The organism is Nostoc sp. CENA543, from assembly GCF_002896875.1.
GTDB lineage: Bacteria > Cyanobacteriota > Cyanobacteriia > Cyanobacteriales > Nostocaceae > Trichormus.
The window spans coordinates 1710523-1736829 of sequence record NZ_CP023278.1; the positions used below are offsets into that span (position 1 = coordinate 1710523).

The 26307-nt window shown below is 42.0% G+C and carries 23 protein-coding genes; 7 read left to right on the forward strand and 16 right to left on the reverse strand.

The genetic code is table 11. The features are described from left to right. Positions 1–23 precede the first annotated feature (23 nt). Positions 24–1616, forward strand: coding sequence for a CHAT domain-containing protein (locus CLI64_RS07150; protein WP_103136559.1), 1593 nt, complete (start codon positions 24–26; stop codon positions 1614–1616). 205 nt (positions 1617–1821) lie between these two features. Beyond that, positions 1822–2463, forward strand: coding sequence for a hypothetical protein (locus CLI64_RS07160; protein WP_103136561.1), 642 nt, complete (start codon positions 1822–1824; stop codon positions 2461–2463). Between the two features lie 587 nt (positions 2464–3050). On the opposite strand, the gene CLI64_RS07165 is transcribed toward CLI64_RS07160, so the two are convergent. The 10 genes from CLI64_RS07165 to CLI64_RS07210 all read right to left on the reverse strand — a co-directional run bounded on the left by CLI64_RS07165 (position 3051) and on the right by CLI64_RS07210 (position 16074). Then, positions 3051–4391 carry a PrsW family glutamic-type intramembrane protease gene (locus CLI64_RS07165; RefSeq protein ID WP_103136562.1) on the reverse strand — a complete coding sequence of 447 codons (1341 nt, stop codon included), beginning with the start codon at positions 4389–4391 and terminating at the stop codon, positions 3051–3053. A 508-nt stretch (positions 4392–4899) separates the two neighbouring features. Continuing rightward, entirely contained in the window at positions 4900–5499 is a 600-nt protein-coding gene (locus CLI64_RS07170) for a DJ-1/PfpI family protein (protein ID WP_103136563.1), read from the reverse strand. A 147-nt stretch (positions 5500–5646) separates the two neighbouring features. After that, the gene (locus CLI64_RS07175) at positions 5647–6102 is read right to left on the reverse strand and encodes a nitrate reductase associated protein (RefSeq protein WP_103140630.1); all 456 of its coding nucleotides are present in this window, start codon (positions 6100–6102) and stop codon (positions 5647–5649) included. Between the two features lie 37 nt (positions 6103–6139). Continuing rightward, positions 6140–6598, reverse strand: coding sequence for a phosphate-starvation-inducible PsiE family protein (locus tag CLI64_RS07180; RefSeq protein WP_103136564.1), 459 nt, complete (start codon positions 6596–6598; stop codon positions 6140–6142). 203 nt (positions 6599–6801) lie between these two features. Next, positions 6802–9018, reverse strand: a complete 2217-nt coding sequence (locus CLI64_RS07185) for a molybdopterin oxidoreductase family protein (protein WP_103136565.1) — start codon at positions 9016–9018, stop codon at positions 6802–6804. Positions 9019–9069: 51 nt separating this feature from the next. Next, positions 9070–9906 carry a nitrate ABC transporter ATP-binding protein gene (locus CLI64_RS07190; RefSeq protein ID WP_103136566.1) on the reverse strand — a complete coding sequence of 279 codons (837 nt, stop codon included), beginning with the start codon at positions 9904–9906 and terminating at the stop codon, positions 9070–9072. Between the two features lie 101 nt (positions 9907–10007). Continuing rightward, positions 10008–11984 carry a nitrate ABC transporter ATP-binding protein gene (locus CLI64_RS07195; protein ID WP_103136567.1) on the reverse strand — a complete coding sequence of 659 codons (1977 nt, stop codon included), beginning with the start codon at positions 11982–11984 and terminating at the stop codon, positions 10008–10010. 65 nt (positions 11985–12049) lie between these two features. Further along, a complete protein-coding gene (gene ntrB / locus CLI64_RS07200; protein WP_103136568.1) occupies positions 12050–12889 on the reverse strand; it encodes a nitrate ABC transporter permease in 840 nt (279 codons plus the stop codon). A 143-nt stretch (positions 12890–13032) separates the two neighbouring features. Then, positions 13033–14352: a CmpA/NrtA family ABC transporter substrate-binding protein gene (locus tag CLI64_RS07205; RefSeq protein ID WP_103136569.1), complete on the reverse strand. Its 1320-nt coding sequence runs from the start codon at positions 14350–14352 to the stop codon at positions 13033–13035. A gap of 108 nt (positions 14353–14460) precedes the next feature. Next, the gene (locus CLI64_RS07210) at positions 14461–16074 is read right to left on the reverse strand and encodes a ferredoxin--nitrite reductase (RefSeq protein ID WP_103136570.1); all 1614 of its coding nucleotides are present in this window, start codon (positions 16072–16074) and stop codon (positions 14461–14463) included. A 518-nt stretch (positions 16075–16592) separates the two neighbouring features. On the opposite strand from CLI64_RS07210, the gene CLI64_RS07215 reads away from it, so the two are divergent. The 3 genes from CLI64_RS07215 to CLI64_RS07225 all read left to right on the forward strand — a co-directional run bounded on the left by CLI64_RS07215 (position 16593) and on the right by CLI64_RS07225 (position 19109). Next, positions 16593–17003, forward strand: a complete 411-nt coding sequence (locus CLI64_RS07215) for a ubiquinol-cytochrome c reductase iron-sulfur subunit (protein WP_103136571.1) — start codon at positions 16593–16595, stop codon at positions 17001–17003. A 184-nt stretch (positions 17004–17187) separates the two neighbouring features. Continuing rightward, entirely contained in the window at positions 17188–18399 is a 1212-nt protein-coding gene (locus CLI64_RS07220; protein ID WP_103136572.1) for a HEAT repeat domain-containing protein, read from the forward strand. Positions 18400–18431: 32 nt separating this feature from the next. Then, positions 18432–19109 carry a Crp/Fnr family transcriptional regulator gene (locus CLI64_RS07225; protein ID WP_103136573.1) on the forward strand — a complete coding sequence of 226 codons (678 nt, stop codon included), beginning with the start codon at positions 18432–18434 and terminating at the stop codon, positions 19107–19109. A gap of 34 nt (positions 19110–19143) precedes the next feature. On the opposite strand, the gene CLI64_RS07230 is transcribed toward CLI64_RS07225, so the two are convergent. From CLI64_RS07230 to ffh, 6 genes are all read right to left on the reverse strand, one after another. Beyond that, positions 19144–19548 (reverse strand): ChuX/HutX family heme-like substrate-binding protein, encoded by a 405-nt coding sequence (locus CLI64_RS07230; RefSeq protein WP_103136574.1) that lies wholly within the window; start codon positions 19546–19548, stop codon positions 19144–19146. A 107-nt stretch (positions 19549–19655) separates the two neighbouring features. Next, positions 19656–20609, reverse strand: coding sequence for a PhoH family protein (locus CLI64_RS07235; protein ID WP_103136575.1), 954 nt, complete (start codon positions 20607–20609; stop codon positions 19656–19658). A 231-nt stretch (positions 20610–20840) separates the two neighbouring features. Beyond that, on the reverse strand, positions 20841–21017 hold the full coding sequence (gene rpsU, locus CLI64_RS07240; RefSeq protein ID WP_103136576.1) for a 30S ribosomal protein S21: 177 nt from the start codon (positions 21015–21017) through the stop codon (positions 20841–20843). 322 nt (positions 21018–21339) lie between these two features. Beyond that, positions 21340–21762 (reverse strand): KH domain-containing protein, encoded by a 423-nt coding sequence (locus tag CLI64_RS07245; protein WP_103136577.1) that lies wholly within the window; start codon positions 21760–21762, stop codon positions 21340–21342. Next, positions 21725–21985, reverse strand: coding sequence for a 30S ribosomal protein S16 (gene rpsP / locus CLI64_RS07250; protein ID WP_041555828.1), 261 nt, complete (start codon positions 21983–21985; stop codon positions 21725–21727). The genes CLI64_RS07245 and rpsP overlap by 38 nt, the downstream gene beginning before the upstream one ends. Before the next feature lie 259 nt (positions 21986–22244). Next, complete coding sequence (gene ffh / locus CLI64_RS07255) at positions 22245–23723, reverse strand: signal recognition particle protein (protein WP_103136578.1); 1479 nt, start codon at positions 23721–23723, stop codon at positions 22245–22247. A gap of 327 nt (positions 23724–24050) precedes the next feature. Here ffh and CLI64_RS07260 point away from each other — a divergent pair, with 327 nt between their 5' ends. Beyond that, on the forward strand, positions 24051–24761 hold the full coding sequence (locus CLI64_RS07260; protein ID WP_103136579.1) for a hypothetical protein: 711 nt from the start codon (positions 24051–24053) through the stop codon (positions 24759–24761). A 902-nt stretch (positions 24762–25663) separates the two neighbouring features. Further along, the gene (locus tag CLI64_RS07265) at positions 25664–26230 is read left to right on the forward strand and encodes a phytochelatin synthase family protein (RefSeq protein ID WP_103136580.1); all 567 of its coding nucleotides are present in this window, start codon (positions 25664–25666) and stop codon (positions 26228–26230) included. Positions 26231–26307: the final 77 nt, after the last annotated feature.

Genomic DNA, 26307 nt, shown 5'->3' on the forward strand with positions numbered 1-26307 from the left:
TACCTATTTAGTTTGACGAATCCATGCCATCCCTGAACTTGGCGATCGCCCGTCTCATCAATACTGGCAATGATACTTTCGCCATTTGGGTGGTTAAAGCTCCCTATCCCAGTGGCTACGTTTTGCGTGACTGTGTATGGCCGGCTGAACTCACTCAAGTTTGGCAAGAATGGCAGCAAATGTTTGCTGGCCACAGTGGTATCAATATTTCTACAGGCTCTAACCAACGCTCAGTCAATCAACTGCCCATCAACTTAGTTACACCCGCCAGTGGACAAAATACAGGTTACGGCAGTCGTTTGATGCAATACTTAGGTATTAACCTATGGCGATGGGTTTTTGAAGGTTCAATTCTCGGCAGTCTAGAGCGTAGCCGTGGTATGGCTATGGGTCAAAATAAACGTCTGCAATTTCGGTTGGAAATCCGTGACCCCGATTTAATTGCCTTGCCTTGGGAAATTATGCAGCGAGAGCCAGGACAGCCAGCTATGTCCCTTTCCCCTGATTTGCTCTTTAGCCGCACCACTAGTGAAGTTGAACACCTACCAACTTTACGTACTGACCAAGCCTTAAAAGTTCTCTTGGTTCTTGGTCATGATCAAAACCTACAGCTGCAAACCGAAGCAGCGATCTTAGAACAAACTCTGTTGAGTGGTGGACAAGTGGGTAGTTACGGTCAAAGATACGCCCCTTGCACAGTCAAAACCTTACTGCAACCCACTCCCCAAGAGTTAATTCAAGAATTAGAAACTAAAGCATACAACGTCTTTTTCTACGCAGGGCATGGTTTACCAAATCCCGATGGTGGAATGTTATTTTTGCGTCCTGGTATGACCCTCAACGGCATAGAATTAGCCCAAGTGTTAACCCGCAGTGCCGTCAAATTAGCAGTTCTCAATGCCTGCTGGGGAGCGCAACCCGCCGCCATCAATCATCAAGCTATCCCCGCTAGCAGCTTGGCAGAAGTTTTGATTCGTCACGGTGTACCGGCAGTTTTAGGAATGCGTGATGAAATTGCTGATCGGGAAAGTCACAGTTTTATCCAAGTATTTGCCAAAGCTTTAAGATCACGCAAACCCATCGACGAAGCGGTAGCGGAAGCGAGGCAAGAACTGTTAACACTATATAAATACAATCAACCTGCTTGGACTTTGCCTGTTCTATATCTACACCCAGATTTTGACGGGGAACTGATTAAAAGCGTAGATGAGGGAATAACAGAGTTACCTGATACCGTCATCCCTCATATAGATGAGTCAGTACCTATGGCTTGTTTGCGATCGCTCTCCCCAGGAGGTCGCAGTTGGTCATTGAGAATCGGTGTCACCCGCATTGGGCGCACTAAAGACAATGATATTGTCATTCCTGAACCCTCAATGTCTAGAAGACACGCCGAAATTCTCTGCCGTAATACTTTTAACGGTACAACCCAAGTCAGAACATACTACATACAAGATTTTTCCACCTACGGCACAACCTGGTATTTAGGAGCTAATGGTTGGCAACAAATCCTCCGAGAGGAAGTACCCTTAAAATCAGGAATGCAATTAAAGTTTGGTAGCTCTAGAGGAGAAACTTGGGAGTTTATTATTGAAGATTCTAAGGTGTCTTCTTGAGTTATGGGGACTGGGGCATAGGGCATGGGGCATAGGGCATGGGATAAAAACTATTTCTCTTACTTACTCATTACTCATTACTCATTACTCATTACTCATTACTTATTACTCAGCACTCATTACTCACAAAATTCTTTTTGCGGAAAATTGCATTGAACCCGTGTAGCAGTCAATATCCCTAAATAAATTGTTTTGGAGACAATCAATGACTCATCAAATTAAAGGTTCAGATAATCACTCTTCTGTAGTATCTCAAGTTGAATTGGAATTATTAGCCGCTTTATTAGAACCAGAAGATGCTACTTATCCGTGGAATCCCTTAGATAATGAATCAGAAGCGTATTTTATTGAATTAGAAGCACAATTTGCACGGCAAGATATGCTAGAAGAAGAACTTACTAGCAGAGCGCAAAATTTTTATCAGCAATTAGATAACCTGTGGTCACAGGTGGAAAATTCCTCATACTACAATTGTAATACAATTGCGACGGCTGTTAACAGTCTTCAAGAAAATTTACAGAAGGTGTTTGCGGCGGGAATACCACAAAACTGGCTGAGTGCGATCGCTACTAAAGCTACAGAAATTGTTGCGTCTCAACAAACTTTAGGCGAACAACTAGTGGAATGTGTTCAAGCTGTACTACCTACATGGGAAGCAGATGATCTGTTGATTTTAGCCCGTCCCTATGCCTATGCGATGCGTAGTCGTGAGGCACAAAATATCAGTTCTGTGGTTAAGCCTGTAGAAGATTGGGCAGCGTTATCAGAAATCGAACAGGCAAAAATGGGGATGGCGATCGCTTATTATGCTCTCACACAACTCAACGCATCTGACACTGAAGGTTGATTAATGTCTTGATTGTCTTTTCTTACTGGTTTTTTAGGACATTAACACAACTATCACAGATGATATATCGAAAATCTTTTTTGCTTATCCCCAATTCTGACCCTGAATTGGTAGAGTCCGGCTGACAAACAAAGGTTACAAGTCAGAATTTGAGGGTCGTTGAGTTATTGAGCGACATGGCTGGGTCTTTTAATTAATTATCATTGGTTTCGCACAAAATTATGCCGCAGTAGGCTAACCATAAATAAATTCTCCCATCTCTACATCTATCGTGAGATATAAAGCCAGCCTTAGCATCGCCATTCTACATTTCAAATCCCAAATTTGCTACGAGTCTCCAAATACAATAAAATTCACATTTGATTTTGGAACAAAAATCAGTACAGTTTTCTGTTCCCTATTCCCTATTTCAAGTCATACATTTAACAATCAAATTGGCATCCCATAACTCTAGCTTCTAAGATTAGGGACTTCCAGAAGATAAATTATCCAATTTACTTAGTTGATATTTCTTGTATCTCCCCTGCCCCCTTCTCCCTGCCCCCTTGCCTACATAGTGATAGGATATTTTTTAAGTTGGAAGTCCCTTATTTCGGCCCTAGAAAACGGGTAGCAAAATTTTGCGATCGCGTTGGTGATAATGCTCTAGCTTTGAGAATGGCGGCCATTAAAAAAGCATAGGATAGAACACCCACCACCACTAAGAACAAATTATTACTATGTCCGGCGGTATTCCAAAAAGCATGGAGTGCAGACGCGCTAAAGTAACCAACAGCCAGGATTTGTGTAGCATGGCGGGGTTTGAGCGCAGCTAACCCAATAAAATATCCTAAATAACCACTGTAAGCCATATGTCCGGCTGGTAAACCGAGAATTCTGGCAATTAGCACCTGTAAACCTACTTCTGAACCAGCTTGTAAGGAGGCGGCTGGGACATATTGGCCTAAAGTTTCTACCAAAGTAAAACCAACAGCAGAAGCAGTTCCCAACAAAATACCGTCTAAAGGTTCCCAGACTCCAATTTTTTCTCGCCAAGGAGAAGGGAGTGCTAAGGCTGTCAGATATGCTCCCAAAATTGGCAAAGCTTTGAGTAGTTCTTCCATCAACCCAGCACCAAAAAAGTACCTGACAAATAATTCCGTTAGGCTATTAATGGGTTGATCAATGGGGGGTACATTCCCAGGAAGCAGTTCCCGAAAGAAGAAAATAAATAAATTTAATATGGGACTGAGGAGGATGATCACTGTAGATAAAGCTGCGCCCACTAGCATCCACCAAGGTTTGGGTTTACCACACAGTTGGTAGATAAAGTAGTAAGCAGCTAATGCTATGTAAGTCGCAACAATTACCTGATTTGCTTGTGGTTGACCGACTGTAGCAAACATCAACACCACAAATATTACCGTCAGGATTCCTGGTATTAAATAAGCCTTACGAGTTAAGTCTTTCCCCGTAGAGATAATGGGGAATAGTTGGGTAAAGCTGACAGCATCAGGCTTGGATTGTGTGGGGTTTTTAGCTGATGGTAGCGGTGCAACTTGGTTAGTAATTACTGTAGGTTGGGGTGCAACAGCGTACTCAAATAGGAATTGTGGCCCATCAGCACCCAAGGCGATGCGATCGCCTGCGTGCAGTTCTTGACATCCGTATAAACGTTGTCCATTGAGATAAGTGCCATTAGCACTGTTCAAATCACAAAGTACCCAGCTAAATTTGCTGTTTTCTGCGGCAGCAACTGGGCGCACCACAGCATGGCGACGAGATACCATTCGGTACATCATGGCATCCAAGACAACTTGGCAGCTGGGGTCTCGTCCAATTACTGCTTCTTTACTGGTAAGTGAGTGGCGAGATTCTGTTTCAAATGCTTCGCCATTACCAGACACTAGCCGCAGAAAAGCGTGATGTCTTGCGTTTTTGCCTGTCATCGAGTTAGAGAGTGTCTTTCCAAACTAATCCACAAAATATCCTTGGCAGTAGGACTTAACCTCAGCCACACGAAAAGCAGAATTGCTAAGTACACTATAGCTTTACTCTATGCAAATAAATTCAAAATTAGCTCACTCAAAATTTAAAATTCTTCCCACCCATGATTTCATTCAATTGTGGCAAGGATTTAAACTGCAAAAAGTATCTTTTGTACATTGTTGATAAGATGTCCCAATGAGATTATCTGTCTTCTGGCTTTTGACAAACCTGAGATTCTTAATATGTACAGATATGAACTAATTTCTAGTGTTACTTACGACAATCTATTTTTTGTACATTGGTATTAAAGGCAATTTTCCCAGTGTAGTTTGTTTTTTATAACATCAATAAAGTATAGATAAAAATTTAAGGGTTGCAAGAATTTGCAGCCCCTATCAAAGATATTATTTTGCTTCACTCACCCTGAGAATTTTCTAGTAGTGAATAATTCCCAGATAAGTGTTTTAATTAAACTTTAGCTACTTCTGGATGTTGAATTTTAGTCCCCAGAACCTTAAGAAATTCTGCTAACCACTGGGGATGAGCAGGCCAAGCTGGTGCTGTAACTAAGTTACCATCAACTATGGCTGTATCGACGGCAATTTGTACATAGTTACCGCCAGCACTCCGCACATCAGGGGCGCAGGCTGGGTAGGCGGTGCAGTTCTTACCACGCAAGACATCCGCCGCAGCTAGTAATTGTAAGCCGTGACAAATAGCAGCAATTGGTTTATTGGTTTGGGCAAAATGACGCGTGATTTCTAAGACTCTTGGGTTTAAACGAATATATTCTGGTGCGCGTCCACCAGGGATAACTAAAGCATCGTAATTTTCGGCTTTGATGTCAGCAAAGGTGGCGTTGAGGGTGAAATTGTGTCCTGGTTTTTCACTGTAAGTCTGATCTCCCTCAAAATCGTGGACGGCTGTGCGTACTTTATCCCCTGCTTGCTTGTCTGGACAAACTGCTTCAACAGTGTGTCCTACCATTTGCAAAGCTTGGAAGGGAACCATAACTTCGTAGTCTTCAACATAGTCACCCACTAACATCAAAATCTTCTTCGCAGCCATATTTCCTGATATCCTCGCTGAACTTGTGAAATTTCGGTATTTAATACATCATGAGTTCAAGTAAATATTATTCGACGAAGATAGGCCACACCCAATTAATTCGCCAATTTTTACATACGACATAGTTCTATAGTTTAAAACTAATGACTAATGACCAAGATTAAATTCTGCGATCGCACGCGGAAAATTTTTGTTCTCGTGTCCAGGACGACTTAGTTTAATTAAGGCAAAGCGTTGTAATGGGGTTAAATCTGACCACTGTGACAAAGTGATAGTAATCCCTATTTCCTGGGCTTTTTCTTGGAGATTAACCGGCATATTGTTAGAGTCTAGCCATGCTGGATAAGGATCTATAGGTAAAGTAGCTACAGGTTGAGATGTACGCTCTAAAATTAATTGCTGGAGATATTCTTGATAGGTTTGAATTTCTGTTTCTGTGGTACAAGGTAAGGTGACTAAAGCTTCCCGTTCCGCTTGAGTCAGTTGATGCCAATCAGATAATTTTAGTTTGATACCGCAAGTATCTAAGTTATAGCGCACCTGCATAGGTATACAACGCAGAGAGTCTACAAAATCAGCTTCAAATTCAAAGAAGGTTGTCATAATTGGCATTTTTTAAACGCAAATTAGCGTAGAAATTCTAATATCTATCTTTGGAATTACTAAAACGAATTATGAGGTAGCTGATCGATAAGGCTAAAACCGCAGTTCCTAAGCCTATGATATCGAGTCCTTTGACTTTATCTAAATCTAAGATAATAATTTTTCTGGCTACAGCTATCAATGAAGTGACAATTACTAATTCTACTTGAAAAACGTGTCTTTTAAGATAGGCTGTAATATTTTCTAATATTTCTAAGGCAATTAAAATATTCAGAAACAGACCAAAAACTTTAAAAAGTGTAGTGTTAATTAAACCGTATGGTGTAGTAAAGACTTCTTTAACTATATAAGTTCCTAAATCTACAATTGCTACCAAAATTACTATTACCATAAAAATAGATAGAATTTTGGAAACTATGACCTCTATATTTTCAATGGCGTGCATGAAGTTTTCATCTTTAGTCAATCCGAAAATTTGTCTGATTAACTTTTTCATTGGCTGCACCCACTTTTATCTAAATTAAAATTTTTACAAGAAAAAATAAAAACCCTCTAGTTTTCACTACAGGATTAATCATTGATATCTTATTGGCATATGAGAATTATCTTATCTTGCTAATAGCCAATATTAGTACATCAGAAGTTATAATGGTAACTATTGACTATTATCTAGAAATCCGATTACTATCCAGCAGCTTATCATTGGATGGACTGGAGTTGAGAAGCTTTAACTGTGATTTTTAACGAAATAGGGATGATTTGTACAGCACAGGCTTTTAATTCCGGCTGGAGGGAATCAGGACAAGATTCGGGATGGGTGAGGGCGTTGGCTTCGGCGTTGTCAGCCCAGAGTGAACCCCAGTGCATCGGGACGAAAACTGTACCAGGGGCGATCGCTTTGGTCACTTTGGCTTTAAACTGGGCAGTACCACGACGCGATCGCACTTCTACCATTTGACTATCAATAATTTCTAACTTAGCCGCATCACGGGGATGAATTTCTATAAATGGTTCTGGGTGCATAGAACGAATTTTTTCAATGCGACCTGTACGCGTTTGGGTGTGCCAATGTCCGTACAGTCTTCCAGTGGTTAACACAAAAGGATAATCTGGGTCTGGTGGTTCTGCCAATCCTTTGGAATAATAAGCTGCAAACTTGGCGCGTCCATCTGGTGTAGGAAAGTGTAAATCAGTATAAAGTCTTTTGGAGTGCTGAGTGCTAAGTGCTGGGTGCTGAGTGAGTTGTTGAGTTTGATCAGTAGTTAGAGGGTGAGGCCATTGAGTTGCACCTTCTTGGCGTAACTGTTCGTGACTAATACCAGTCATATCACAAGTACGACCCTTGGTTAGTTGGACGAACTCTGTGTAAACTTGGGCAGAATTATTAAAGGCGAATTTATCCCCAAAGCCTAATCGCCGTCCCACTTCCGCGAATATTTCCCAATCGGCTTTAGCTTGGTGTGGTGGTTGGCGGAATGCTGAACATAAAGTCACTCGGCGTTCAGAATTGGTCATTACACCCGTTTTTTCACTCCACTGCGCCGCCGGTAAGAGAACATGGGCAAAAGCTGAGGTTTCTGTGGGGTAATATGCGTCTTGGTAAATTGTAAAAGGCGATCGCAATAAGGCTTTTTTTGTTCGTTCTAAATCTGGCATACTCACAGCTGGGTTAGTCGCTGCAATCCACAATAAACCTACATTCCCAGCTTCTAAACCTAGAATCATCTCCCACGCTGTTAAACCAGGATGGGGTGAAATTTGTCCTGGTTGTAAGCCCCAAAATGCTTCTACTTCAGCCCGATGTTGGGGATTTTTCACCGAACGATAACCGGGTAATAAATGGGCTAACCCGCCAGCTTCCCTTCCTCCCATTGCATTGGGTTGACCGGTGAGGGAAAAAGGCCCTGCGCCTGGTTTCCCGATTTGTCCGGTCATCAGGTGGAGATTGATAATGGTTCTAACTTTCGCTGTTCCTTCCGTTGATTGATTTACGCCCATCGACCACAACGACAACACACGTTGTGATTTACCCCAATAACGGGCGGCGGTTTCTAAATCTGCAACGCTAATTCCACATTGACGGGCTACTACTTCCGGGGAATAGTGGCGGATGACTTCGGCATAGGCGGAAAAGTTACTGGTACAATCTTCGATGAAACTGACATCTATCATCTGCCAACGCATTAATAAATGGGCAATTCCATTTAACAAGTCGATATCTGTACCGGGACGAATCGCCAAATGCAAGTCGGCTGCTTCGGCGGTGGGTGTGCGTCGGGGGTCAACCACAATCATTTTCACATGGCGGTTTTTTTTGTGGTATTTCGCCAAGCGGTTGAAAACGATGGGATGACATTCGGCGGTATTCGTCCCAATTAAAAATGCACAGTCAGTTAACTCTAAGTCTTCATAGCAGCAAGGCGGCCCATCTGACCCAAAACTTTGGATGTAGCCAGACACCGCACTCGACATACATAAACGAGAGTTCGCATCGAAATTATTCGTACCCAAACACCCTTTCATAAGTTTTTGGGCGATGTAGTAGTCCTCAGTCTGGAATTGACCAGAACCGTACATACATATAGCCTCTGCACCTTGGGTAAGGCGTACAGTTTGAATGCGTTGGGTGATTAGATCAAAAGCTTCATCCCAACTGACGCGGCGGAACTCTTGGTCTAGAGAGTCGCGCACCATTGGGTAATGTAGTCTATTTTTATCTAAAGATTCGGCGATCGTTGCACCTTTGACACACACCATCCCCTGGCTAGATGGATGGGATTTATCGCCGCGTACTCTCCAAATGGGGTTTCCTTGGCTGTCGCGGTTGGTGGCTTGATTTGGTTGGGCTGGGGGGGATACTTCTAAGCCGCAGCCTACACCACAGTAAGGACATACGGTCTTGGTAGATTCGGGCATAGGAATTGTTTCGCGCAAAGGCGCAAAGGTGCAAAGAAGAACAACTATTGACTACTCTTGGTGAGCAAATCGGCGATATAAGAAATCTAGGGCGTAGTTGCGGAGGTTGTAGTATTCTGGGTCTTCCATGATGCGGCGGCGGTTGCGGGGGCGGGAAAAGGGTATATCTAAGATTTCGCCGATTTGGGCGGCTGGGCCGTTGGTCATCATGACGACTCTATCAGCGAGGAAGAGGGCTTCGTCGATGTCATGGGTAATCATTAAGACGGTGACTTGATGATCACTCCAAATTTGCAGGAGTTCTTCTTGGAGTTCTTCTTTGGTGATTGCGTCTAGTGCGCCGAAGGGTTCATCGAGAATTAGGACTTGGGGACGGATGGATAAAGCGCGGGCGATCGCAACTCTTTGTTTCATCCCGCCGGAAATTTGGCTGGGTTTTTTGTCGGCGGCTTCTGTGAGTCCGACCATTGCTAGATGTTCTCTGACGATGGCGCGTTTTTGGGCTTGGGGTTTGTTGGGGAAGACTGCATCTACTGCTAAATAGACGTTATCGAAGACGGTTAGCCAGGGTAGTAAGCAGTAGTTTTGAAAGACCATCATCCGGTCGGGGCCTGGTTCGGTGATGGGTTGGTCTTGGAGGAGAACTACACCATCTGTGGGGGTGTTGAAGCCGGAAATCATGTTGAGTAGGGTGGATTTCCCGCAGCCTGAGTGACCGATTAAGCAGACAAATTCGCCTTCGCGGATTTTGAGGTCGATTCCATCTAGGACGGTGTAGGGGCCTTCTGGGGTGGGGTAGATTTTGCTGACACCTTCGACTACTAGGAAGTTGTCTGCTTTTGGGGTGGGGGGTGTTTGGGGTTGGGTGTTTTTATTGATTATTTGCATGGGTTTTATGGATTTTGGATTGGCTCACGCATACCGCTAAAGCGGAACCCGCAGGGTAGGCGCAAAGACGCAAAGAAGGAGAGGAAGGGAGAAAGTAATGACTAAATGAAGATTTCTTCGATGCGGATGGGATGTTTGATTTCTAGGCTTTTGAGGTAGTCTAGGGGTTCGGATGGGTTGAAGGTTTTACTGTCGAATAGGTGTATGGGGTTGTCTTCGCCGATGTCTAGTAAGCCGAGGTCGCGGGCGGCTGCGCCAAATATGTCTGCGCGACATACTCTTTCGATGATTTCTACCCAGTTTTTGGGGAAGGGTGTAATACTCCAGCGTGCTAGTTGGGTGAGCATCCACAGGGTTTCTGTGCGGTTGGGGTAGTTGGTTTTATTGAGGTAAAACTGGTTGTATGTGGTGAGTTCTTGGGGTGGTTTACCGTCGCCGCGATCGTAGGGGTCGATAAAACCAGGGCGAATGTATGCAGGAGATATGTTTAAATATTCGGGGCGGGAGAGTATTTCTAGGATTTCTGGACGGTTGCGGAGGTCGTCACAATATTCGCAAGCTTCTAGGAGTGCTTTGGTTAAGTTTAAATGGGTTTCTGGGTGTTTTTGCGCCCAGGTTTCGCTTACTCCTAAAACTTGTTTTGGTTGTCCTGACCAAATGTCTAAGGCGGTGGCTGCAACGAAACCTGCGTCTTGATGTACTGCTTGATAGTTCCAGGGTTCTCCCGCACAGTAACCTTCAATATAGCCGGCTTCTAGTTGGGCAAGCATTTCTGTGGGTGGGATGACTCTCAAGCTAATATCTCTATCGGGATCTATCCCACCAGCTGCTAGCCAGTAACGCAAAAGTAGGTTTTGCATGGCTGCTGGATGCACTACACCCAAGGTGAGAATCTGGTCAGGGGTGGTGTTAATTACGGCTTTTAAATCAGCCAGATTCCGCACGCCTTGGCTATACAGTCTTTTACTTAAGGTGATAGCGTTGGCGTTGCGTGAGAGATTCAGGGCGTTAACTACGGGAATAGAAGGATTTCCACCTGCACCTAATGTTAATGCTAAAGGCATTCCGGCAAGCATTTGAGCGGCTTCTAGTTTTCCTGTAACAAAACCTTTAGTGATTTCTTGCCAACTGTTAGCTTTAGTGAGGACGATATTTTCTAAGCCATATTTAGCAAAAAAGCCCTTCTCTTTGGCAACAATTAAAGGTGCAGCATCAGTTAAGGGCATAAAGCCAATTTCGAGGATGGCTTTGGCTGCGCTGTTTTCTGATGTTACTAAACGCTGGCTTTGACGTTTTTTGGCTTGTTTTTGCTGATTGAGGAAGTAAATCATTTCATTCCGCAGATTGTAGTAACTGGGATGTTTGACTACTTCCAAACGCTGACGGGGACGAGGGATTGGGACTTCTAAGATTTGTCCGATGTGGGCTTCTGGGCCGTTGGTGAGCATCACTACGCGATCGCTCAACAATAATGCTTCATCCACATCATGCGTTACCATCACACAAGTAACGTTATGTTCATTGCAGATTTTCATCAACTGTTCCTGCAAACTCCCCCTAGTTAAAGCATCCAAAGCCCCAAAGGGTTCATCCAACAGCAACAACTTGGGACGAGTAGCCAAAGCGCGCGCGATCGCCACCCGTTGTTTCATCCCTCCAGACAACTCATGAGGGCGTTTATTCGCTGCATGGCGCAGTCCCACCATATCAATATGTTCTTCAATAATTCCTCGGCGTTCACCCTTCGGCTTATCTTGATGAACCTCATCCACAGCCAGAGCAATATTTTCTCTCACCGTCAACCAAGGAAGCAACGAATAGTTTTGAAATACTACCATGCGATCGGGACTAGGGTCTCTCACTTCCCGTCCTTCCAAAGTCACACCGCCAATACTTGCACGATCCAAACCTGCAATAATATTCAACAGTGTGGACTTACCACAACCAGAATGCCCAATTAAAGAAACAAACTCCCCTTGCTTAATCTTCAACTCAATATTTTTCAGAGCAATATATCTACCACCATTCGGTAAATCAAATACCCGATCAACGTGGTCAACTTCAACAAAAGTAGTCATTAGTCATTAGTCCTTAGTCATTAGTCATTAGTCATTAGTCATTAGTCATTAGTCAACCGTGTTAACTATTTTTGTTCTGCTACAACTTTACTAGCGATAAAACCGACTAATCTATCTAAAAACAAACCGACTAACCCCACGTAAATCAGAGCCAAAATAATCTCACTCAAATTAGTTTCTGTAGTCGTGTTGTAAGCATCCCAAATAAAAGAACCAATACCCACACCACCGACTAACATTTCCGCCGCCACAATGGCTAACCAAGATAAACCAATACCAATTCTCAGCCCTGTGAATATATAAGGAACAGTCGCTGGAAACACAATTTTCAAGAAATACTTTGTACCCTTGAGCTTTAACACTCTCGCCACATTGATATAGTCTTGCGGAATTTGTTGTACACCGACAGTAGTGTTAATAATAATCGGCCAAATTGAAGTGATGAAAATCACGAAAATTGCCGAAGGATTAGCTTGTTGAAATGCTGCTAAAGAAATTGGTAGCCATGCTAGAGGCGGGACAGTTCTTAATACTTGAAAGATGGGATCTACAGCATTGTAAACTAACTTATTTGCCCCAATTAAAATTCCTAAAGTAATACCAACAATTGCAGACAAAGAAAAACCTAAGCCAACTCTACCCAAACTACTCAATATTTGCCAACCCAAACCTTTATCACTTTCACCATTATCAAAGAACGGATGAATAATAAAGGGGTTCCAAGTTTCTCTCAAAGTTTCAATTGGCCCAGGTAACTTAAACCCAGGATTTAAACACAACAGTTGCCAAACTACTAGAAAAATTAATAATGCCAGGATAGGGGGTAAAATTTTTTCGGCAACAAATTTATCAAGATTTTTGCGAGACTTTTTTCTGAAATTCCGACTTCCTAAAACAGCAGCCATGTTTTCTCTTTTGTACGTGATTTTTACAGTGGTTTATATTTTAATGAGGACAGCAGCAAATTCTCTAAAACAGAATTATCACTGTTTTCTCCTAAGTATTTGCTCATCTGAGTGGTAACTCAAGCCACTCAGATTTTTTCTGATTAAACTTTCTTGATAGTCAAGCCTTGTAAATATGCTTCTGGTTTTTCAGGGTCAAATTTTACGCCATCAAAGAAGGTTTCAATACCACGAGATGAGCTAGTAGGAATTTCTGCTTCAGGTACACCAATGGCTTTAGCAGCTTTCTTCCATAAGTCTTCTTTATTGACTTGATCCACAATTTCCTTAATCTTGGTATCTTTTGGCAGATAGCCCCAACGAATATTTTCAGTTAAAAACCAAATATCATGGCTCTTGTAAGGATAGGAAGCATTATCTGCCCAGAATTTCATCCGATAAGGAAATTCTTTTGCGGTGCGTCCATCACCATAGTCAATATTGCCTTTAGCCCTTTCTATAATATCTGCGGCGGCAACATTAAAGTATTTGCGATCGCTGCAAATTTTACACATTTCTTCTTTGTTTTCTTGCTTTTCACACCACTGTTGAGCTTCTAAAACTGCCATTAATAAGGCTTGGGTAGCATTGGGATTTTTATCAACCCAATCTTGGCGCATTGCAAAGGCTTTTTCTGGATGATCTTTCCATAGTTCACCAGTAACTAAAGCTGAATAACCCAATTTTTGACTAACTAATTGCGCGTTCCAAGGTTCTCCTACACAGAACGCATCAACAGTCCCGACTTTCATGTTGGCTACCATTTGTGGTGGTGGTACAGGTTCTAAAACCACATCTTGATCAGGGTTAATTCCCCCAGCCGCTAGCCAATAGCGCATCCATAAATCGTGAGTTCCACCGGGAAAGGTAATACCAGCTTTTAATGCTTTTTGATTAGCTTTAGCTTGAGTAGCAGCTTCTTTGAGTGCTTTGCTTTCTAACTGGACTTTGATTTCTTTGAACTTATTAGCAACAGAAATCGCTTGACCGTTAGTATTTAATCTAGCTAAGAGATACATCGGTACTTGATCCTTAATAGTAATCAAGTAAGGCATAGGGCTAAGGATATGTGCGCCATCAATCCCACCACCTGCTGAACCAATTTTGAGATTATCACGGGTGACAGGCCAGGATTTTTGTTTAATAACCTCTACATCAGTCATCCCATACTTAGCAAAGAAGCCTTTTTCTTTAGCAATAATTAGAGGTGCAGCGTCAGTGAGGGCGATAAATCCGAGTTTGGCTTTAGTTGTTTCTACCTTGGGTGCGTTAGCTACTGTGGAGACGTTAGAGGCTGGATTTGCTGAAGGTGCTTGTTCACTTGTAGTTGTTGAGTTGTTAGAGGCACAAGCATGAGTCACAATGGAAGCCGCAGCCGCCGCACCTGTGGTGAAAATGAATTTTCTTCTGGAAAAATTGCTCATTGTTCTTTAATGTGTTGTTAATTCGTCGTTATTGGGGTATGGGGTATGGGGCATGGGGCATTGGGCATTGGGTTAAAATCTCCCTTGCACCCCTACACCCTTACACCCTTACACCCTTACACCCTTGACTAAAGCTTCTTCTTTAGCTTTCGCGCCGAAGTGTTGGATGAGTAAATCTCGTAAGAATGGTTGTAAGTCTTCGCAGGGTATGCCTTTTTGGACGCACTTACCTAAATGTGCATCTTTTCCCACTTTTCCACCCATGTAAATGTCAACGCCTTCTACGGCTTTACCGTTTTTTCGGGCTTTTGTTCCCATGAGTCCGATGTCTGCAACTTGGGGTTGTCCACAGGAGTTGGGACAACCTGTCCAGTGAATGCGGACTGGGCGAGTGAATGTTAACTCGGTTTCTAAGGCTTGAATTATGCTGAGGGCGCGGTTTTTGGTTTCGATGAGGGCAAAGTTGCAAAATTGTGCGCCGGTGCAGGAAACTAGCGATCGCGTCAATAAACCAGGATCAATGGAAAATCTCTCCAGTAAAGGATCGGTTAAAAATGTACTCAAGCGCGAGTCGGGAATATTGGGAATAATCACATTCTGTTCAACGGTTAACCGCATCTCTCCGCTACCGTAAACGTCAGCTAACCGCGCTAACTCAAACATATCCTCGGCATACAATCTACCCACGGGAATGTGTAGACCTACATAGTTTAACCCTGGTTGTTTTTGTTTATAGACTCCAATGTGATCCCGTTTTTCCCAATCGATTTCGTCTTTTGGTGCGGCGGGTAGTAATGACTTACCCAATCGTTTCTCCACTTCTAGACGAAACTTATCTATACCCCATTCATCTATTAGCCACATCAGACGAGATTTCAGACGATTAGCCCGTAAACCGTTGTCTCGATAAACTTCCAAAATGGCTCGACATACCTCTAATACTTCTTCTGGAGTTACCCAAGCATTAAGAGGAATTGCAGCTTCACAGCGTTTAGCCGAGAAGAAGCCACCGACTAGGATATTGAAACCGAAGACTGGGGATGGGGAAAAATCTTGCCCAGTCCCCAGTACCCAGTTACCAGTCCCTTCCTTAAAGGCTGGAACGAAGGCTAAATCATTGATTTCTGCATGAACAGAATTATCTCGACCACCAGCGATCGCTATATTAAATTTGCGTGGTAGGTTACTAAATTCGGGATTCCCTTGTCCTTTGTTGGTGAACATATCTTGAATTTGTTGCACCAACTCGCGAGTATCATACAATTCATCTGCATCCAAACCCGCTATAGCATCACCTGTAATGTTGCGGATGTTATCCATCCCTGATTGGATGCTGGTTAAACCTACAGCTTGAAATCGATTAAAGATGTCTGGTAAGTCTTCAATTCTGATTCCCCGCAGTTGAATATTTTGTCTGGTGGTAATATCAGCGTTACCATCATCCCCGTAACGCTGCACGACCTCTGCTAATACTCCCATTTGTTCACTATTAATAATCCCATTCGGCATCCGCATCCGCAGCATGAACTTACCAGGAGTAACCGGGCGGAAAAACACACCCACCCATTTCAGACGATGATCTCGGTCAGTTTCATCCATTGCTTCCCATCCCAAGGAAGCAATTTGCGCTATTTCCTCTTTAATCTTTAAACCATCTTTTTCAGCTTTCAATTTCTCGAACTTATTTAAATTGCCTGTGGTGATAGTTGCTGTATCCGTCACGTCACTTCGCTCCGAATTCAAAATAGCCTATATTCAGACTTGTGCCTACAAAATTCCAAATTAATCACCATAACCATTCACCTGTAGGTAACTCCACGAGGTTGAAATCATGGTCAATGAATGTATATTTATGCCTGATTACCTTTACTCAAGATGTTGCTTAAGTCTCGTCAGTTGCTATTTCTAATGAATCTTCAGCCGCCTATGTTCATTGAACGCAACTTTTTTAATGAGGGAAGCACTTGTAATTTTTCACATAGGAAACATTTGTCAAGAGGTTTGCATGAATGTTTATGTAACAATTTCGACACTTATCAGGTTATGTTGGGATTTGCGATAAAATCGTATAAACAGCTACAAAATTTGAGTAATAATGCTTAAAATAAATCTGTATGATGCGTTTTCTGCATAACATAGGGATTAGGGACTGGGAATGAGGAGACAAGGAAGACAAGGTAGCAGATCAGAAAAAACTAATGACTATTGACTAATGACTATTGACTATTGACTAACTAACTATGAAACGTCGTGATTTTTTGAATTGGGTTGGTTTGGGTTTGTTAGCTAGTAGCTTACCTGTAGCGATCGCAGCTTGTACTACTCAAACAACCGCATCAGGCGAATGGCAAACTGTTGGTACGGTTGCGGAACTAGATAAGGCTGGGAAATTACTCAAGGAAAACTTACCTGTTGGTTCTGTTTTAGTGGTGGGTACATCAAAATCAGCTAATTTAGTGGCTGTCAATCCCACCTGTACCCATAAAGGTTGTATCGTGGAATGGAAAGATGCCACCAAAAAATTTGTCTGCCCTTGTCATGGCGCAGAATATGGTGTTGATGGTACAGTACAGAAAGCTCCAGCTACGAAACCACTCAAAACTTACGCCGCCAAGATTGAGGGTAATTCGGTCGTAGTTAAGCCCAGTTAGTGTAGGCAGGGGGGCAGAGGACAGGGAGACAAAGTAGACACGGTAGACACGGTAGAATTTTCCCAATTCCCAATCCCCAGCCTTTCAATTTTGGATTTGATTCAATCTAAAATCCAAAATCTAAAATCTAAAATTCCTAGTCCCCAATCCCCAATCCCCAATTTAAGAATTCAAGCAAGGTTTTGTGAATAATATCGGGCAGCTTTTGGTGCAAGCGCAGACAGCGCATAATGAGGCTGATTGGTCATCGCTAATTCAAGATTTACAACAATTGATTTTGGTTAATGACTCAAAACATTCAGAGACACTAAATCCAGAACATCTGTTGGAATTAGCATTAAAAATTTTAGAGATGGGAGATTTTCAGCAGCGTTGGGATATTACCAAGGTGCTGACTCAATTGGGAACTATCGCCATTCCCTCATTGATTGCCATCTTAGAAGATGAAGATGCCGATGATGAATTACGCTGGTTTGCAGTGCGGATTTTAGGAGAGTATCAGCATCCAGATGCGATCGCTTCTTTAGTAGAATTATTACAAACTACTGAGGATGAAGAACTGCAAGCGATCGCCGCTACAGCACTGGGACGAATGGGAAATTTGGCGATTCCTTACCTTTGTGAACTTCTAAAGCCAGAAAATACTAGACTTTTAGCAGTGCGATCGCTTGCTTATATTCGCAAGCTAGAAACTATCACACCACTATTGAGTGTAGTTAAAGACTCTCAAGTCGCAGTCAGACAAGCCGCTTTAGAAGCTCTCAGCAGTTTTCATGATGAGCGTGTACCACCCGTACTTTTGAATGCGCTGGAAGATGTTGCTGCTGGTGTTAGATGTGTGGCTGTCAAAGGTTTAGGTTATCGTACTGATTTAGCCACTCAATTAGATTTAGTGGCTAAATTACAGCCTCGACTCTATGATTTTCATATTGAGGTTTGTTGTACTACTGCTGTAACCTTGGCGCGAATAGGTGGCGATGTAGCGACTCAGCATTTATTTACGGTTTTAATTTCACCCCATACACCGATTACTCTACAACTAGAAATCATCCGCGCCTTAATTTGGGTAGAAACATTATTAGGTTTGGAATGTTTACAAACAGCACTCAATCAACTAACTTCACCCACAATCTGGCAAGAAGTTGTCACAGTTTTAGGCAGAGTCAGAAAACCAGAATTAATCACTAAAGGTACACAAATTTTGCTGGAAATGCTGGAAACACAGCATCCAGCCACTAAAATTACTGCTGTGAAAAGTGCGATCGCACTATCTTTAGGTCAGTTGGGTTGTCAAGATGCTACACCGTTATTAACTGCTATGCTGGGAGATGAAGATGAATTTGTTAGACTTCATGCGATCGCTGCACTCACAAAACTAGGCATTCGTAGCGTGTAAAAATTTATCGTTTCGCACCCAATTTCGCCATTATGACTTTGACTGAACGTGTCTTGGAAGTCAAACAATTTTTACATAAGACACCGATTTTTCAAGATATTTTAGATGAACAATTGCAAGCACTAGCTCATATTGCGATTCCCCAAACTTATCAAAAAGGAGAAACTCTTTTTTGGGAAGGAGACTCAGGAACAGGGTTTTTTATTGTCAAATCCGGCAGAATTAAAGTCTTTAAAGTAGCCAATGGAGGTAAAGAACAAATTCTGCACATTTTTGGCGCAGAAGAACACTTTGCTGAAGTTCCCGCCTTCGATGGCGGAAATTTCCCCGCATCCGCCGCCGCCTTAGAAAATTCGGAGGTGGTTTTTATTCCCAGAACAGCATTTTTGATGGTTTTGCAACAACATCCTACACTAGCGATCGCTATGTTAGGAACATTTGCCCGACATTTACGCCGATTAGCGCATTTAGTCGATACCCTTTCGTTTCAGGAAGTTCCAGAACGCTTGACAAAATATTTATTAATGTTGAGCGATCGCCAAGGCAATGCTGATATAGTTGAACTCGATTTACCAAAAGGACAATTAGCTGCACTTCTAGGAACAATTCCCGAAACTCTATCCCGCGCCTTTTATAAACTCTCTCAATCTGGCATGATTGAAATAAACGGCACAAAAATTAAGTTATCTCCTCAATTACGCCAACATTAAAATCAACAGGTTTGATGACATCCCGTTTTTTTATTTACAAAGTTTCAATGGCTACAGGATGCCAAACTTCCCCATACTTTTCTTTTAAACCTTGCCAAGCTTCCACTTGTCCTGGTTCATATTCACCTGGTTTACCCCACTGCAAAAATATACTCAAAGCAGGTTCTTGCTTTTCATCTAAAAAGCGAATTGCATAAGTTGTAAAATTACCTCTTTTTGCTTCTCCAGTTTCAAATTTCACTTGTGTAATTTTGTCCATATTCAAATGAAATTCAAAACCCTCTGTGTGCATATTGGCATATTTACCCTTGGGTAATTCTGCATAAAAGAGTTTTTCTATTTTTCCCCTTGCTTCTAAAACTGCTGCACTACTAGTCACAATTAACCGCAGTGTTCCCAAACTTTCACAAGCTTCTAAAAATTCTTTTAAATTAGACACAGTTAATACCCTCTTTTATCAATTCAAAATTCAAAATTCCGTTGCTGTTCCCTGTTCTCCAATGACTAATGACTAATGACTAATGACTAATGACTATTGACTAATAACTACTGCTCATATTTTTCGTACGCGCTCACAATGCGCTGTACTAAAGGATGACGCACAACATCTTTTTGCGTAAACTCCGAAAAAGCAACCCCTTCAACATGCTTTAAAATTTGCAAAGCTACCGCTAAACCTGATTGTTGATTCATGGGTAAATCAGTTTGTGTGATGTCACCTGTAATTACCATGCGTGAACGGAAACCCAAGCGAGTTAAAACCATTTTCATTTGCGCGGGTGTAGTGTTTTGGGCTTCATCCACAATCACAAAAGCATGGTTTAAAGTCCGTCCCCGCATATAAGCTAATGGCGCAACTTCAATAATTCCCCGTTCAATTAGGTTAGCTACTTTTTCTTGATCAACAAACTCATAAATGGCATCGTAAAGAGGACGCAGATAGGGGTCAATTTTCTGTTGTAAGTCTCCTGGTAAAAATCCCAGTCTCTCGCCAGCTTCTACAGCCGGACGGGTTAAGATGAGTTTCTCGACTTGATTGGTGAGGAGTGCTTGAACTGCAATCACGACAGCTAAATAAGTCTTACCTGTTCCCGCAGGGCCAGTACAGAAGGTTAAGTCATGCTGACGAATTTGGTCAATGTACTGGCGTTGTTTAAAGGTTTTGGCACGAACTTCATCGCCACGACGAGTTTTGGCTAATACATCTCGCTGTAATTGTTGCAGTTCTTCTTGGCGATTGGTGTCTAAAGCTTGACGTGCGGTTGCAATATCGGCACTGGAGATAATATTGCCATGAATCCAGATATTTTCTAGCGATCGCACTAATCTAGCGGCTAATTCTTTTTGTGCATCTGTACCAGAAATATATAATTCTTGCCCACGCAGGACTAAGTTAGCTCCCGTTTGTTTGGCTAAGATTTTTAGGTTTTCTTCTCTATCACCTGCTAAAGCGATCGCACTGGAAACGTTAGGCAGCTGAATTATTAAGGCATCTGCCATAGTTATTGTTTAATGTGTGAGGGGCAATTTTTAACAAAAGTTGATTACTTTCGTGAGTTTTTTATTATTTTACTAAGGTCTATTTTTATACTATCTTACAATTAAAAATCTGGCTCATCTTTAGTTTTATTTAGTTTAAATTTATGAATATTCTTATTATTAAATTCTGATATTTAGCCAGTAGAGACGCGATCGCATCTCTACTTTACTTGAGGTTGTAACTACATTAGTTTAGTAGCGTCCACCTCTACGTGCTGTTTCTGCTTTGCGTTTACGGCGCAAGCTAGGTTTTTCGTATCGTTCCCGACGTTTAACTTCCGATAAAATGCCGGCTTTTTGAATTTTTCTTTTAAAACGTCTAATTGCTGAGTCAATAGACTCATTTTCACCTAAACGAACTTCAGCCACTCCCTGGTTTCACCTCCTGAGAGAGATTATCAGAGTTGTGTATCAGCATCACTAACTGTCTATAGTGGTAACTTTGAAAGGAAATTCCCAAAAGATTTTTCATCTTGAGAGTTTTTCCTGTATTTTTCTGGAAGATTCTGAGCGGAGGCGAGTTAAAAAGGCAAAAGTTCAAGGGTAAAAGGCAAAATAAGAAGTAGTATCACCAGAGTTACAAACCCCTAATTTTATTTCAATTACCTAATTTCCATTACGGTAACTGTCTTTTTCCTGTTTCCTTTTTCCTTTTTCCTTTAACCGCTCAGGCTTCTTATTTATTTTTAACCTAACGGGAGCGGGGTTTAACAACAGGTCTTGATGAATTACGCCGTTCTCGTGTTCTGGGAGTAGGCGATCGCTCTGGCTGATCTTCTTCAGCAGACAAACCTTCCCGTCCGGGGTTGGTGTTGCCATAAATATCCAGGTAAACTGTTTGTTGCGACAGTTGCGCCGCCGCAGCAATCACTGTCCTAATTGCCTGAATATTCCTGCCTCCCCGGCCAAAGACTTTCCCTTTATCGGTACTTTCAAAGGCGATGCGAATCCAAACCCGTTTTAAGGTTTGAGACATTTCACAATCAACACTTAAAGAATCTGGAAACTCTAAAAATGGCTGCATCAAAAATTTGACTAGCCCAACATAGTTAGGGCTAGCTGTTGCTGCTGTGGGATTATGATGCGGTTGTGGCACTGACCTGTTCAAAGACATTGGCTTTTTGTAAGATGCGACGTACTGTGTCAGTAGGTTGTGCGCCTTGCTGTAGTCGCTTGACGATGCCGGGGACATCCAACCGCACTTCGTCGGTTCTGGGGTTATAGAAGCCCAGTTCTTCTAAAGGACGGCCATCGCGGCGAGAGAGACTATTCATAGCGACAATGCGGTAGCTCGCTTCCCGCTTTTTACCGTATCGCTTCAAGCGCAATTTGATCATGGTTGAAGAATCATTCTCCTATTCGTGGATAGTTTCAGGAAGCGACCCGTTTAAAGTCATAACTTCCCATACTGAAATGCTAATTTTAGCACTTGTCTATGGTTTACGGCTATGATTTCTCAGAGGAAATTGGGTATAGGGCTAATCAATTCAAAATTCAAAATTCAAAATGAAAGAAATTTTATTGGGCATGGGGCATAGGGCATGAGGGTAAATTTTCCCCTACACCCTTACACCCTCATACCCCTAAACCCTTAGCTTAAAGATTCCCAAACCCTTTTTTCTTCTTATCTTTGGGTTTTTTCTTCTTCGCGCCGCCGCCACCGTTATAGCCGCGCCAGCCAGGGGCTGCGGGACGGCCGCCGCCCATACCAGCGAAGGCGTTACCCATACCGCCACCACCGAACATTCCGGGCATTCCTCCTGGCATTCCAGGGAAGCGACCTTGACCCATTTGTTGCATGAGCGATCGCATTTTTTGGAAATCAGCTACTAATTTACTTACGTCGGCTTCTCCATAACCCGAACCTTTAGCAATTCGCCGCCTTCTACTTGGTGAACTCGCCAGTAAATCTGGGTCGCGGCGTTCTTCTATAGTCATGGAGTTGATCATGGATTCACAGCGTTTTAACTGAGTTTCGCCGTGTTTTAGCTGATCATCAGAAAGTTTACCCATCCCTGGAATCATCTTGAGGATTCCCCCCAATGACCCCATATTTTTCAACAGGCGCAGTTGCTTGACGAAATCGGTAAAGTCAAATTTCGCTGACAGGATTTTCTCCTGCATTTTTTCTGCGTCTGCTAGGTCGATTTCTTCTTGGGCTTTTTCTACTAAGGTGAGAACGTCACCCATCCCCAGAATTCGAGAAGCCATACGGTCTGGGTAAAAGGGTTGTAGGGCTTCGACTTTTTCCCCTACACCCACAAATTTAATCGGCGCGCCGGAAATTTGCCGTACTGACAACGCTGCCCCACCACGGCTATCACCATCCATTTTGGTGAGAATTGCGCCAGTGATACCGATTTGTTCATGGAAGGTACGGGTAAGATTTGCTGCTTCTTGACCCGTCATGGAATCCACGACTAACAGAGTTTCGTGGGGTTCGACTGTGGCTTTGATGCGGGCTAATTCCGCCATCATATCAGCGTCAATTTGCAGACGACCTGCGGTATCTATAATAACTGTGTTTACACCTTCCGCCTGGGCGCGTTCCACCCCTTGACGGGCAATTTCTACGGGGTCTGCATCGCTTCCCATGTCAAAAACAGGGACATCAATTTGCTTACCAAGGGTAATTAACTGGTCGATAGCGGCGGGACGATATACGTCTGTAGCTACTAACAGGCAACTACGCTCTAATTTGCGTAAATGTAGGGCTAACTTAGCGGTGGCTGTGGTTTTACCAGTACCTTGTAAACCAGCCATTAAAACGATAGTCGGTTTTTGTGCAGCTTCCGCTAGGGGAACATTCTCTTCCCCCATCACTTGCACTAACTCATCGTAGACAATTTTGATGAATTGCTGGTCAGGACGCACACCGCTAATGACTTCGGCCCCCTGCGCCTTGGCTTCAACTTCGCTAATAAAATCTTTGACTACCTGGAGATTAACGTCTGCTTCCAACAGGGCGCGGCGCACTTCCCGCAAAGCATCTTGGATATTAGATTCCGAAATTTTATCTTGACCGCGTAGTTTCTTCCAGGCGGATTCTAAACGTTCAGCTAATGCGTCAAACATATCTTAGTTACAGTTATTGAGCCAATGGGGATGTCCGAATCACCGTTTGGGTGCGATTCAGAATTTGTGAATTTTGAATGTGCTATCTACCAGCTTAGTAGTTTTTTCCCTAACTTGAGCAGTTGAAGGTTATGGATATGGTATGTGGCGATCGCACATACAGAACTTAGGGCAAGACCGCATAGTCTCATTCGGGTAGAGTGAATTGATAGATTACATCATTTAACTTCTGTAATAAATTTTATTACAAAAAATCCTCAATTTTCATTTCAACATTATTGAACACGAGTATAATCAGCCAGGAAATTTTTGTGATATGGGGTCAACATGATTGCAGATGCAATAAAACTGATAGAGTTTATATCAGGTCAATTGTCAAAAGCTCAAGAGAAAAAAGAAAAATTATTAGAACAATTTGTTGAGCCTGCTTACTCAAAATTCCAGGTAATTCATGAAGATTATCTCAACGCTTGTCGTAGATACTGGGAATCAATTAGATATGATGAACCTCTGAATCTTGCAAAAGTTATTAATGAAATTGATCAAGATGTCAGATTTGCTCCTCATGAATCAAGAATAGAATTGTTAGCTTCTTTACAAGCAAACGACCCTGATTTCCAAGATTTTATTGATAGTATTAAAAATTATTTATTAGCCTCTCAAGAGGCTGTTAGGGGAACAATCGTTTACAACCCCCCTGCAAGTAGAAGAGTAACAGGACTTAAAACAAACTTATTGCAAGCACTTGAGAGACACTCTAAAAATAGATGGCAAATATCACCAGAAGAAATTGCGGCTTTAAAGCGGGGCAAGATTGTGTTGCCTTATTCTGTTCATTTCACGATGGATTTAGAGCCTAACAACCCTTTACGGAACATCAGTGATGATCCTGAAGAAGCAATGAAAAGTTTTGATGAATACATTCGTTATCGCGCATTAGCATATGTGGAATGTTTCATCGCAATTCTGCAAAGAGATTATGCTGAAGTTAGTAATAGTTATTGGGCATTAAAGCATCAACTCCAAGGTATTAACTAAGGCTGAAGTAGATTTACTGTCACGGAAGTATTCCCTTTTGAAAGCCACATTTGGCGATTATATTTAAGTAAAAATAATGCTCTTATGGGCTTATATCCCGTCTGGTGAGGGCTATAAGCTCTCACCACAAGAACTTATTTTGGCATCACTTTAAGTTTGCCACACCAGTAGTTCAGTTAATACACCCGCATCCTAGGTGAGAAGTAAAGTAGCGATCGCTGACTTTATATAGTTTATTGTTATAACAATACCATTTTGAATTTCTTAAATTTATATATAAACACAGTAGTGGATAAATGGGACTCGACAACATCAGTAAATAGTCGGGTTTTTGGTTGAAGGCATATTTCTATTGCCCAGTCTCAAGAATGTATTCTTTTAGAGTAAATTAACCCAAGTAAAAATATTTTTTGGGCAGAATCTCCAGCTTTAAAAAAAATTATTGCTTTTTTTGTAAAAAATTATGAAAACAGATAAAACACTTAAGTAAAAAATCTCAAAACGCCACAGGACAGTTAGAACATTTAAAAGTTTTTTGTGACTTCCTATACCGTTATTCAATGAATCAGCATTATTGCCATTAATTTGTCAATTCGTACATTTAGTAAAAATAAATACGATTTTTTCTGTTTACAAATTTGGCAAATTATCTCATCATAGCCAAACAATAATCAAGACAACTAACTGCGCCTTATGTATTTCAAAACCTGAGTGCGTAAAGCTTTAGTTGCAAATCTTTAGCTCACTTTATGGGCAGTAAGAAATCTTGACAACACTTGTAATCTATCAAAAATGGAATTGCTTGGCGGATAAATCAATTTCAACGAAACTCTGCGACAAATGACTCCCAACTGAATATCCATATTTTACCAGTTACTAACACATCCAACCAGAAAATAATCATGAAAGACTTCGATAATATTCAATTAGCAGAATTCCAACAACCGATTCGTTGTTGTAATGTTACAGCCCTGGCTTATGCCATGACTTCTTTAGGTTTTACAGCTACAGTTGATGATATTTTCTATGTGACGAAGCTACCGATCGCCTCCGTGTTAGATGATGGTATGACCTTGGCTGAAACCTACGACACTTGTGTGAAATATGTAGAAAATGCCAATTTACCACTAACTGTGAATTTGGAATATTTTGATAATCCATCAATGACGATGGAGAAGTTCACAGACATTGTAGAAAAGGCTGTGGTAGATGCCAATGATATTCATATTCTCAATTTCAACACTAAAATTGCTCACAATAACCCCAACTTAGAAGGGGGACATTTTTCACTGTTAGCAGACTATAACCCTAGTTCTCAAGAAATCATGATTGCAGATACCAATCCCAAGCGATACACTCGCTTTTGGAAATGTCCCATAGACCGGATGTATAAAGCTTGTGTGGATAAAGATTCAGCCTGCGATCGCTCCCGTGGGATGATTATTTTGCAAAAGGCTTCCCTGAACTAAAGTATCTCCTAGCATAAGTCCAAAAACCTTTATTCATTAGGTACAAGCGGCCTTTTACCTACAAGTACAACAATTAC